11 protein-coding genes are annotated in these 11,566 nt (G+C 67.6%); 8 read left to right on the top strand and 3 right to left on the bottom strand.

Features of this window, described 5'->3' with window-relative positions; translation table 11 throughout:
• Window positions 1-29 precede the first annotated feature (29 nt).
• From gnd to dnaA, 3 genes are all read right to left on the bottom strand, one after another.
• Window positions 30-911, bottom strand: a complete 882-nt coding sequence (gene gnd / locus ACIA73_RS40705; RefSeq protein ID WP_399444063.1) for a phosphogluconate dehydrogenase (NAD(+)-dependent, decarboxylating) — start codon at window positions 909-911, stop codon at window positions 30-32.
• Between the two features lie 133 nt (window positions 912-1,044).
• Window positions 1,045-2,175: a DNA polymerase III subunit beta gene (gene dnaN, locus ACIA73_RS40700; protein WP_399444062.1), complete on the bottom strand. Its 1,131-nt coding sequence runs from the start codon at window positions 2,173-2,175 to the stop codon at window positions 1,045-1,047.
• 975 nt (window positions 2,176-3,150) lie between these two features.
• On the bottom strand, window positions 3,151-4,986 hold the full coding sequence (dnaA, locus tag ACIA73_RS40695; protein WP_399444061.1) for a chromosomal replication initiator protein DnaA: 1,836 nt from the start codon (window positions 4,984-4,986) through the stop codon (window positions 3,151-3,153).
• 407 nt (window positions 4,987-5,393) lie between these two features.
• Here dnaA and rpmH point away from each other — a divergent pair, with 407 nt between their 5' ends.
• From rpmH to ACIA73_RS40655, 8 genes are all read left to right on the top strand, one after another.
• Complete coding sequence (gene rpmH, locus ACIA73_RS40690) at window positions 5,394-5,531, top strand: 50S ribosomal protein L34 (RefSeq protein ID WP_014137019.1); 138 nt, start codon at window positions 5,394-5,396, stop codon at window positions 5,529-5,531.
• A gap of 18 nt (window positions 5,532-5,549) precedes the next feature.
• Window positions 5,550-5,951 carry a ribonuclease P protein component gene (rnpA, locus tag ACIA73_RS40685; RefSeq protein WP_399444060.1) on the top strand — a complete coding sequence of 134 codons (402 nt, stop codon included), beginning with the start codon at window positions 5,550-5,552 and terminating at the stop codon, window positions 5,949-5,951.
• On the top strand, window positions 5,948-6,307 hold the full coding sequence (gene yidD, locus ACIA73_RS40680) for a membrane protein insertion efficiency factor YidD (protein WP_399444058.1): 360 nt from the start codon (window positions 5,948-5,950) through the stop codon (window positions 6,305-6,307). Before rnpA ends, yidD begins: the two co-directional genes overlap by 4 nt.
• 3 nt (window positions 6,308-6,310) lie before the next feature.
• Complete coding sequence (gene yidC, locus ACIA73_RS40675) at window positions 6,311-7,570, top strand: membrane protein insertase YidC (protein WP_399444057.1); 1,260 nt, start codon at window positions 6,311-6,313, stop codon at window positions 7,568-7,570.
• Between the two features lie 14 nt (window positions 7,571-7,584).
• Window positions 7,585-8,103: a protein jag gene (locus ACIA73_RS40670; RefSeq protein ID WP_399444056.1), complete on the top strand. Its 519-nt coding sequence runs from the start codon at window positions 7,585-7,587 to the stop codon at window positions 8,101-8,103.
• Window positions 8,104-8,207: 104 nt separating this feature from the next.
• A complete protein-coding gene (gene rsmG / locus ACIA73_RS40665) occupies window positions 8,208-8,927 on the top strand; it encodes a 16S rRNA (guanine(527)-N(7))-methyltransferase RsmG (RefSeq protein ID WP_399444055.1) in 720 nt (239 codons plus the stop codon).
• Between the two features lie 270 nt (window positions 8,928-9,197).
• A complete protein-coding gene (locus ACIA73_RS40660; RefSeq protein ID WP_399444054.1) occupies window positions 9,198-10,274 on the top strand; it encodes a ParA family protein in 1,077 nt (358 codons plus the stop codon).
• The gene (locus tag ACIA73_RS40655) at window positions 10,271-11,377 is read left to right on the top strand and encodes a ParB/RepB/Spo0J family partition protein (RefSeq protein WP_399444053.1); all 1,107 of its coding nucleotides are present in this window, start codon (window positions 10,271-10,273) and stop codon (window positions 11,375-11,377) included. The genes ACIA73_RS40660 and ACIA73_RS40655 overlap by 4 nt, the downstream gene beginning before the upstream one ends.
• Window positions 11,378-11,566: the final 189 nt, after the last annotated feature.

Below are 11,566 nucleotides of genomic sequence, written 5' to 3'. Positions count from 1 at the left end.
TGGTGCGCCGACCTTCCCCCGTACCGCGCCTACTTCTTGGTGGACTCGACCGCGTGGCCGCCGAACTGGTTGCGCAGCGCGGCGATCATCTTCATCTGCGGGGAGTCGTCCTGACGCGACGCGAAGCGGGCGAACAGGGAGGCCGTGATCGCGGGCAGCGGCACAGCGTTGTCGATGGCTGCCTCGACGGTCCAGCGACCCTCGCCGGAGTCCGACGCGTAACCGCGCAGGCCTTCCAGGTGCTCGTCGTCGTCGAGGGCGTTGACCGCCAGGTCCAGCAGCCAGGAACGGATGACCGTGCCCTCCTGCCAGGAGCGGAAGACCTCGCGGACGTCGGTGACCGAGTCGACCTTCTCCAGGAGCTCCCAGCCCTCGGCGTACGCCTGCATCATGGCGTACTCGATGCCGTTGTGGACCATCTTGGCGAAGTGACCGGCGCCGACCTTGCCCGCGTGCACCGAGCCGAACTCGCCCTCCGGCTTCAGCGCGTCGAAGACCGGCTGGACCTTCGCCACGTCGTCGGCGGCGCCGCCGTACATCAGCGCATAGCCGTTCTCCAGGCCCCAGACGCCGCCGGAGACGCCGCAGTCGACAAAGCCGATGCCCTTGGCCTTCAGTTCCTCGGCGTGCTTCTCGTCGTCAGTCCAGCGCGAGTTGCCGCCGTCGACGACGATGTCGCCGGGGGAGAGCAGCTCACCGAGCGCGTCGATCGTGGACTGGGTGGCGTCACCGGCCGGGACCATGACCCAGACGACGCGCGGGCCCTTGAGCTTGCCCACAAGCTCTTCCAGGCTGTGGACATCGGCGACGTCCTGGTTGCGGTCGTAACCGATGACGGTGTGGCCTGCGCGGCGAATGCGCTCGCGCATGTTGCCGCCCATTTTGCCGAGTCCGACGAGACCGAGCTCCATCAGAGATTCCTTAAGCTTCGAGGCGATTCGTACCCGGGTCCGAGCCTACGCCCGGCTTGTGCGTACGGCCCGAGGGGCACGTCAGGCCCGGCGCCACCTGGGCCCCGGGCCTGCGCCGCACGCGATTGCCGCGTCAGCCGGACAGCCGAACCGGCATGATCAGGTACTTGTACGCGTCGTCAGCCTCGGCGTCCACGGCCGGGCGGCCGCTCAGCAGCGCCGGCTTGGTGGACGTCGTGAAGGAGAGCTGGGCGACCGGGGAGTCGATCGCGCTCAGACCGTCCAGCAGGAACGTCGGGTTGAAGGCGATCGAGATGTCGTCGCCGTCCAGGTTGGCGTCGACACGCTCCACAGCCTGTGCGTCGTCGCTGGAACCCGCCTCCAGGATCAGCACACCCTGCTCGAAGGTCAGCCGCACCGGAGTGTTCCGCTCGGCCACCAGCGCCACACGCTTCACGGCCTCGACGAACGGGGCCGTCTCGATCACCGCGACCGAATTGAACTCGGTCGGGAACAGCGTGCGGTACTTCGGCAGGTCGCCTTCCAGGAGTCGCGTCGTCGTGCGACGGCCGGCCCCCTCGAAACCGATCAGGCCCTCACCCGAACCCGAGCCCGACAGCGCGATGGTCACCGTGTCGCCGCTGGTCAGCGCCTTGGCGGTGTCCAGGAGCGTCTTGGCGGGCACCAGCGCGACCGCGGACGCGTCCGGGTCCTCCGGCTTCCACAGGAACTCGCGGACCGCGAAGCGGTAGCGGTCGGTGGAGGCCAGGGTGACCGTCTCGCCCTCGATCTCGATGCGCACACCGGTCAGCACCGGCAGCGTGTCGTCACGACCGGCGGCGATGGCCACCTGGGCGGCGGCGGAGGCGAAGACCTCACCGGGAACGGTGCCCGTGGCGGTCGGCATCTGCGGCAGCGCCGGGTACTCCTCCACAGGAAGCGTGTGGAGTGTGAACCGCGAGGAGCCGCAGGCCACGGTCGCCCGTACACCGTCTGTGGAAATCTCCACCGGGCGGTTGGGGAGGGCGCGGCAGATGTCGGCAAGCAGCCGGCCGGACACCAGGACCGTGCCGTCCTCCTCGATCTCGGCATCGACCGACACCCGGGCCGAGACCTCGTAGTCGAAGCCGGAGAGGCTCAGCGCGCCCTCCTCGGCCTTCAGCAGCAGGCCGGCAAGGACCGGCACCGGCGGACGGGCAGGGAGGCTGCGTGCCGTCCAGGCCACCGCCTCCGCGAGTACATCGCGCTCCACCCGGATCTTCACCGGAACCGCCTCCTGCTGTTGCTGGCTCGCCCTGCTGGCTTTCTACGTCTGACTGGTGTCTTCCGGCCGTCGGCTGGGGAAGTTCACCGGGGACCAGTCTGACGCACGTCACCGACAGTCGGTGCGGCTGTCGGTCAAGTCGTGGCGAGAGGCCCGAGGTGCTGCCGGGCCGAGTTGTACACAGGACCTTCTTCGATGCGGATTCTGGGCTAACTCTTAGTGGGAGTAGTAGTAGGGCCTGTGGAAACCGTGGATAACCCCGTTTTCGCAGCTCAGAGCCCATTTTTTGTCCACCGAGCCTGTGGGTGGAGGTGGTGGACAACCTGCCTCCTCTGTGGACGGGCGGAAGTTCTGCACACCCGATGCACAGGCAGGGGTCACTTCCCCACAGCTGCGTCCCCAGCTTTACCCACCTTCCCCACAGCCCAATCGACCTCCTTGGTGTGACGGCTTTCACTCGACACGGTGAGAGGGGGTGTTGGGTTGCCGAACAGTGGACAGCGTTGGGGAAAAGCTGTGGGAAAGAGGGACGAGCCTGTGGGCCGCCGGTGGACAACTCCTTCCGGCCCCTGTGGATGAAAATTCTGTCCACAGCCTGTGGATTAAAGTTTGCCACAATTCCACAAGCACCTGACCTGGGGTGATGAAGCCTCAGCAACCGCACCTGTGGACACAATCTGGACAACTTCGCAGTCCCCAGGGTGTGGACGGGACATCGTCCCAGGATCTGTGGAGAACCGCAGCTCAAGCCGCGATATTCGAACAGCGGGTGGCCTCAAAGGCCTTGGTTGTGCACCGAAAAGTCGCTGATCGAGTCCCGGGCAGGGCGTGGGCGGGCCCCGGAAGATGCCCCCGAACGCCCTGTGGACTTCTCGCACGATGCCTCTGGGAGCACGCAAAGGCGCCCGGAGCGTGCTGCTCCGGGCGCCTGGAACGGCGTAACCCCGTGGGCCCCGCGACGTAACTCCGCCGCTGTCAGCCGTTCTTGATGCGGTTGGTGAGCTCCGTGACCTGGTTGTAGATGGAGCGTCGCTCGGCCATCAGCGCGCGGATCTTGCGGTCCGCGTGCATCACCGTGGTGTGGTCGCGGCCGCCGAACTGGGCGCCGATCTTCGGGAGGGAGAGGTCCGTGAGTTCGCGGCAGAGGTACATGGCGATCTGGCGGGCCGTCACCAGCACCCGGCTGCGCGAGGATCCGCACAGGTCGTCCACCGTCAGACCGAAGTAGTCCGCGGTCGCCGACATGATGGCCGGCGCGGTGATCTCCGGAGAGGCGTCCTCACCGCCGGGGATCAGGTCCTTCAGCACCTGCTCGGTGAGAGTGAGGTCCACCGGCTGCCGGTTCAGGCTCGCGAAGGCCGTGACCCGGATCAGCGCCCCCTCCAGCTCGCGGATGTTGCGCGAGATGCGGGAGGCGATGAACTCCAGCACCTCCGGCGGGGCATTGAGCTGCTCCTGCACGGCCTTCTTGCGGAGGATCGCGATCCGCGTTTCGAGCTCCGGCGGCTGTACGTCGGTGGTGAGGCCCCACTCGAAACGGTTGCGCAGCCGGTCCTCCAGCGTCACCAGCTGCTTGGGCGGCCGGTCGGAGGACAGCACGATCTGCTTGTTCGCGTTGTGCAGCGTATTGAAGGTGTGGAAGAACTCCTCCTGCGTCGACTCCTTGCTCGCCAGGAACTGGATGTCGTCGACCAGCAGGATGTCCACATCGCGGTAGCGCTTGCGGAACGCGTCGCCCTTGCCGTCGCGGATGGAGTTGATGAACTCGTTGGTGAACTCCTCCGAGCTCACGTACCGCACCCGGGTGCCCGGGTAGAGGCTGCGCGCGTAGTGCCCGATGGCGTGCAGCAGGTGCGTTTTGCCGAGCCCGGACTCCCCGTAGATGAAGAGGGGGTTGTACGCCTTCGCCGGTGCCTCGGCCACGGCGACGGCCGCCGCGTGCGCGAACCGGTTCGAGGATCCGATGACGAAGGTGTCGAAGAGGTACTTGGGGTTCAGCCGCGCCTGCGGCTCGCCGGGGCCGGGGGCCGGTGCGGGCTGTGCGGCCAGCGGGCCGGGGGCGCCGCCGCTGCCGCCCTGGAGGGAGGGGCCGCCGCCGTGCCGCGGGCCCTGGTCCTGGCGCTCGTTGCGGTCCTGGCGCTGCTGGTCGTACGACTGCTGCTGGTCGTAGGAGGGGCGGTCGGGCAGTTGCGACCGGTAGTCGTGCTGCGGCGGCCGCGAGTACGGGTCGCGCTCCTGGAAGCCGCCGAGCCGTTGCTGCTGCCAGCCGTGGTCGTCCTGCTGTCCGCTGCCCGGCCAGGTGCCCGGCGCGGGGCGTGACTGCTGGCGGTACTCGGGGTAGGCGGGGCGGGCGGTCGGCAGCCCGTCGTCCTGGGGGCGGTGACCGTAGGCGTCGTAGGTGTCACGGGGGTCACGGGGGTCACGGTTGTCCCGTACGTCCCGCTGCTGCTCGTCGTGCTGCGCCGGCTGGTGCTGGCCCCGCTGCTGCTGCCCCTGGTAGGGGGACTGCTGGCGTGCGGGCGGGGCGGGCGACTCGCCCACCGAGTCGTCGACCGTGATCGCGATACGGATCGGCCGGCCGCACTCATGGCTCAGAGCCTCGCTGATCAGGGGCGCGAGCCGGCCCTCCAGGACCTGCTTGCTGTACTCGTTGGGCACGGCGAGCAGTGCTGTGTCGGCGACCAGTGCGAGAGGCTGGCAGCGCTCGATCCACTGCTTGTCCTTGGCCTCCACGCCCTGCTGGCCCTCACCGAGCAGATGCTCCAGCACATGCGGCCACACTGCGGCAAGATCGGCAGGTACGTCAGCCACAGGGCACGCTTTCTCACAGGTCCCACGAAGGTGTGGTTCTCGGGACGGGACGGCGGGACGGGACGGAAGGACAGGCTGGACAGGCACGGACACATCGGCTGCATGACTGACGAAAGCCTGAATCCAGGTTGGGCCACGGTAGTCGTGGCAGCTCACGCGGTTCAAGTTGTTGTCCACAGGCTGTGCACAGAGGGCCCCCGACAAGCCCCGGTTTGACCGGATGGCGTAGCCGCGCGTACCGTAACCAGGTCGAGTTGTCGATGGCTGCTGCCGCCTGCCTCCGATGGGCAAGATCATGGTCAATGATCGTGAAGCGGTGCACTGAGAGCGTTGCGAGCTTCCTCGTGGGCGCACGGTGACAGCCAGGCGATGTTTCGCCATCCCCGATTCATTTCTGGAGCCCCCGAGTGAGCAAGCGCACCTTCCAGCCGAACAACCGTCGTCGGGCCAAGACCCACGGCTTCCGTCTGCGCATGCGTACCCGCGCCGGCCGCGCCATCCTGGCGAACCGCCGTGCCAAGGGCCGCACTGAGCTGTCCGCCTGATCCCGTAGGGATCATGACGTGCTGCCTACCGACAATCGGCTGAGGCGGCGCGAGGACTTCGCGACCGCGGTACGACGAGGGCGCCGTGCAGGCCGCCCGCTTCTCGTCGTCCATCTACGTAGTAGCGGTGCAACGGACCCGCACGCGGCAGGGGAGAGCTCTCCCCCGACGCGTGCGGGTTTCGTCGTGAGCAAAGCCGTCGGCGTCGCCGTCGTACGCAATGCGGTGAAGCGGAGACTTCGCCACCTCATGCGCGATCGGATCGCCGAGCTGCCCCCCGGTAGCCTGGTGGTCGTACGGGCGTTGCCCGGAGCGGGTGACGCCACCCACGCACAGCTGGCCCGAGACCTGGACGCCGCACTGCAGCGGCTGCTGGGCGGGGCTCCCCAAACCGAAGGTCGGGGGAGAGGCACGCGATGAAGTACCCGCTGCTGGCTCTGATCAAGCTGTACCAGTGGACCATCAGCCCCATGCTGGGGCCGGTCTGCCGGTACTACCCGTCGTGTTCCCACTACGGATTCACGGCCATCGACCGGCACGGTGCGGTGAAGGGCACTGCCCTCACCGCCTGGCGCATTCTGCGGTGCAACCCGTGGTCGCCGGGCGGTGTGGACCACGTCCCGCCCCGCACCCGACGCAGGTGGCACGAAGCGCTGCGCGACGCGTGGCGCGGTAGCAAGGGCGAGAAGTCCGCCGTTGGCGTGTCTTCTCGGGGATCGGCCCCCGACACCCCGAGCCCGGCCGCAGAGACCTCGCCCAATGCTCAAGGAGCTTGATTAGTGGACACGATTGCCAGTCTGTTCAGCTTCATCACCTGGCCCGTTTCCTGGGTCATCGTCCAGTTCCACAAGGTGTACGGCGCCGTCTTCGGCCCTGACACAGGGTGGGCCTGGGGCCTGTCCATCGTGTCCCTCGTGGTGCTCATCCGTATCTGCCTGATCCCGCTCTTCGTGAAGCAGATCAAGTCGACGCGGAACATGCAGGTGCTCCAGCCGAAGATGAAGGCGATTCAGGAGCGCTACAAGAGCGACAAGCAGCGTCAGTCCGAAGAGATGATGAAGCTGTACAAGGAGACGGGCACCAACCCGCTCTCCTCGTGCCTTCCCATCCTGGCGCAGTCGCCGTTCTTCTTCGCCCTGTACCACGTGCTTTCGAGCATCGCCGACGGCAAGAAGATCGGTGTCATCAACGACACCCTCCTGGAGAGCGCCCGCCAGGCGCACATCTTCGGTGCTCCGCTGGCCGCTAAGTTCACCGACGGCGCTGCGAAGATCGAGAGCCTCGGCGCCTCGGCGACCTCGGTCAAGATCGTCACCGCGGTCATGATCGTGATGATGTCTGCGTCGCAGTTCTACACGCAGCGCCAGCTCATGACGAAGAACGTCGACCTCACGGTCAAGACGCCGTTCATGCAGCAGCAGAAGATGATGATGTACATCTTCCCGGTGATGTTCATGGTGATGGGCATCAACTTCCCCGTCGGTGTGCTCGTCTACTGGCTGACCACCAACGTGTGGACCATGGGCCAGCAGATGTACGTCATCAACCAGAACCCGACGCCCGGCAGCAAGGCCCAGGACTCCTACCTGCAGCGTCTGCTGAAGAGCACGGTGGCCAGTGGTGAGGTCAAGGCCCGCCGCAAGCGAAACGTCGTCAAGGTGATCGTCGCCAAGGGCCCCGACCGCAATGACGTCGAGCGCAAGTTCATCAACGGTCTCGCGAAGGCCGGCCTGGTGGCCGAGGCGGACGGTACGGTCGCCAAGAGCGCGACCGCCGTTGCCGAGGCCGAGGGTGGTGTCCCGGTGGCCAAGCGCCAGCAGCCCAAGCGCCAGACGAAGGCGAAGCGTCAGACCGCCACCGCACAGCCGGGCACGGCCAAGACGCCCGAGGACTCCGACTCCAAGACCTCCTTGGAGAAGAAGGACGCGCCGGACGACGCCAAGCCCACGTCGGCAGCCAAGCCCGCCGGTTCCGCACGCCAAGCCAAGTCCGGGCAGCGCAAGGGTCCGCAGCGGCCCAAGCACCCGTCCAAGAAGTAAGAAGGAGTCCTCCCGTGACGGACGGCACCACCACTTCCTCCGCGCCCGCCGAGAGCACGGACACCCTGTCGCGTCTTGAGCAGGAAGGCGAGATCGCGGCCGACTACCTCGAAGGTCTGCTCGACATCGCGGATCTCGACGGCGACATCGACATGGACGTCGAGGCCGACCGGGCCGCTGTTTCGATCATCAGCGACTCCGGTGGCCGTGACCTGCAGAAGCTCGTGGGCCGGGACGGCGAGGTGCTCGAAGCCCTTCAGGAGCTGACCCGCCTCGCGGTGCACCGGGAGACCGGTGACCGCAGCCGGCTGATGCTGGACATCGCCGGTTTCCGGGCGAAGAAGCGCGAGGAGCTCGCGGAGATCGGTGCCAAGGCCGCGAACGAGGCCAAGAGCTCGGGTGCTCCGGTGAAGCTCGACCCGATGACGCCGTTCGAGCGGAAGGTCGTGCACGATGCGGTCGCCGCGGCGGGTCTGCGCAGCGAGTCCGAGGGCGAGGAGCCCGAGCGCTTCGTCGTCGTGCTCCCGGCCTGACCGGATACGTGCTTTTTCGGCCCCGTCTGTTCTGATCGCAGGCGGGGCCGATCTTTGTCAGCCTGATAGTCAGCCACCACAGTGCGGTAGGAAGGACGGTCCCCGTGACGGAGGCAGCAGCGGAGCTTCCCCAGGCGCCCGAAGAAGCCAAGGCGGTATTCGGTGAGTTCTTCCCGCAAGCCGTTCGGTACGCCGAGCTGCTCGCGGACGCGGGTGTCGAACGAGGACTGATCGGTCCGCGCGAGGTCCCGCGGCTGTGGGAACGGCACCTGCTGAACTGTGCCGTGCTCTCCGAGGTCGTGCCCGAGAACATCACGGTGTGCGACGTGGGCTCCGGGGCCGGCCTGCCCGGGATCCCGCTCGCCCTGGTACGCCCCGACCTCAAGATCACCTTGCTGGAGCCGCTGCTGCGGCGGACGAACTTCCTCCAGGAGGTCGTCGAGCTGCTGGGCCTGGACCACGTCACCGTTGTACGGGGCAGGGCCGAAGAGGTCATGGGGAAGGTCGATCCCGTGCACGTGGTGACCGCGCGCGCGGTGGCCCCGCTGGACCGGCTGGCGGGCTGGGGTGTTCCGCTACTGCGTCCGTACGGCCAGATGCTCGCGCTCAAGGGCGACACCGCGGAGGAGGAGCTCATCGGTGCGCGGGCCGCGCTCAGCAAGCTCGGTGTGGTGAGGACCGAGGTGCTGCAGGTCGGTGAGGGAGTGGTGGATCCGCTGTCCACGGTGGTGCGGGTCGAGGTCGGGGAGAGCCCCGGCGGAGTTCGCTTTGCGGCGAAGCGGGCCAAGGCCGCGCGGACGGGCCGGACGCGGCGTCGTCGATGAAGAAGGCCCGCTGAACACAGTTGTACTCAGGCCCTGATGCTCCATACAAGCTGCCGCGCAGCCGCGGCGCGGAGTGTCGGGGTCGCCCAATGAGCCCACCCGTGCATCGTGTTTCACGTGAAACGTCGCTCGCTGCTGCAAGGAATCATCAATCGAAGCCGTGCGGCCGCCGCGCCGCACGAGTCGAAACCCGAACGGGTCATGGGGTTGTCCACAAGGGCGGGTTCGTCCACAGGAGAACGGGCCTCACTGGTTCGTGACCCCCAAAGCGTGACAGGCTCTGAGCACTACGAGCCTGAAGTCGAGGAGAGTGAATCCTTGCGGTCCGACGCCAACATCGCGGGACCGATGACCGATCCGGTCCCCGGCCCCCGTTCCGAAGCGGCGGGAGACGATGTTTCACGTGAAACATCGTCCCTGCCCGACGACACTCCTATTGGTCGTGCTGCCCAACTGGCGGTAGACGCCCTCGGCCGTGCCGGCGAGGGGCTGCCGAGGCCTGAGCAGACACGTGTGATGGTGGTCGCCAACCAGAAGGGCGGAGTGGGAAAGACCACGACAACGGTCAACCTCGCTGCCTCCCTCGCGCTGCACGGCGCACGGGTTCTGGTGATCGACCTCGATCCGCAGGGAAACGCCTCCACGGCGCTGGGAATCGACCATCACTCCGAAGTTCCCTCGATCTACGACGTTCTGATCGACAGCAAGCCGCTGTCGGACGTGGTCCAACCCGTCCGGGACGTCGAAGGCCTCTTCTGTGCACCAGCCACCATCGATCTCGCGGGAGCAGAGATCGAGCTGGTGTCCCTGGTGGCGCGGGAGAGCAGACTTCAGCGCGCCATCCAGGCGTACGAGCAGCCGTTGGACTACGTCCTCATCGACTGCCCGCCGTCGCTGGGACTGCTGACCGTCAATGCGATGGTCGCCGGCGAGGAAGTGCTGATCCCCATCCAGTGCGAGTACTACGCACTGGAGGGCCTCGGTCAGCTCCTGCGGAATGTGGAGCTGGTTCGTGGGCACCTCAACCCCGAACTGCATGTGTCGACGATCCTGCTGACGATGTACGACGGCCGGACCCGACTCGCCTCGCAGGTCGCGGAGGAAGTGCGCAGCCACTTCGCCAAGGAAGTCCTCAAAACCAGCATCCCGAGGTCCGTCCGGATCTCGGAGGCTCCCAGCTATGGGCAGACTGTGCTCACCTACGACCCGAGCTCCAGTGGCTCGCTGTCGTACCTCGAAGCGGCGCGGGAGATCGCGTTGCGGGGGGCCGGTGTCTTCTACGAGGCACAGCACGCCCATGCTGTCGACCAGAACAATCAGCACAGCATGGCGGAGGGTGTCCAATGAGCAATCGACCTAGAGGACTGGGACGCGGGCTCGGCGCGCTGTTCCCGCAGGGGCCCCAGGAGAAGCAGGCTCCGGCCCAGGAGGCTGTTCCGGTAGCGGCCCCGGTACTGACGGCCGAGCGGGGGGTGGCCGCGGCGAAGGTGGCCGCACTGCCGCCGCGCGATGTTTCACGTGAAACAGAGGTTCCGGCGCAGGAGCAGCGGGAACCAGGGCAGGCCACGACGCAGGCGCTGGAAGCACCTGCCGGGGCGTACTTCGCCGAGGTGCCGATCGGGGCGATCAACCCCAATCCCCGGCAGCCGCGTGATGTGTTCGATCCGGACGCCCTTGCCGAACTCGTCACCTCCATCAAGGAGGTGGGCCTGCTTCAGCCGGTCGTCGTACGCCAGACCAGCAAGGACCGCTTCGAGCTCATCATGGGTGAGCGTCGCTGGCGGGCCTGCCGGGAAGCCGGGCTGGAGCGGATTCCCGCGATCGTTCGGGCCACCGACGACGAAAAGCTTCTCCTCGACGCCCTGTTGGAGAACCTTCACCGCTCGCAACTCAACCCGCTGGAAGAGGCTGCCGCCTACGACCAGCTGCTCCAGGACTTCAACTGCACGCACGATCAGCTGGCCGACCGGATCGGCCGTTCGCGTCCGCAGGTCTCCAACACGCTGCGTCTGCTGAGGCTCTCGCCGCCCGTGCAGAAGCGGGTCGCGGCCGGTGTGCTGTCGGCCGGTCATGCGCGAGCGCTGCTGACACTGGAGGACACGGAGGAGCAGGATCACCTCGCGAAGCGCATCGTGGCCGAAGGTCTCTCGGTGCGTACGACCGAGGAGATCGTCAAGGTGATGAACTCCGAGCCGAAGAGCGAGGCGAAGCCCAAGGGCCCGCGCGCCGGTTCACTGATGGCTCCCGCGCTGTCGGATCTCGCGACGCGTCTGTCGGACCGGTTCGAGACGCGGGTGAAGGTCGACCTGGGCAAGAAGCGGGGGAAGATCACCGTCGAGTTCGCCTCGGTGGAGGATCTGGAGCGGATCCTCGGCACCCTCGCCCCCGGCGAGGGACGGGTTCTGGAGAAGAGCCTGGCAGAGCAAGACGGCCAGGACGAGGAGAGCTGAGCTCTCCACGAACTTCCCTGAAGGGCGGGGGGGGGGGGGGGGGGGGGGGGGGGGGGGGGGCCCCCCCCGGCGGGGGGGGGGGGGGCGGGGGGGGCGGGGGGGGGGGGGGGGGGGGGGTGGGGGGGGGGGTGGGGGGGGGGGGGCGGGGGGGGGCGGCGCGGGGGGGGGGGGGGGCGCCCCCGCGGGCGG

Source organism: Streptomyces sp. NPDC051561, from assembly GCF_044454195.1.
In the GTDB taxonomy this organism is placed as follows: Bacteria; Actinomycetota; Actinomycetes; order Streptomycetales; family Streptomycetaceae; genus Streptomyces.
This window is presented reverse-complemented; position numbering and strand designations above follow the sequence as displayed.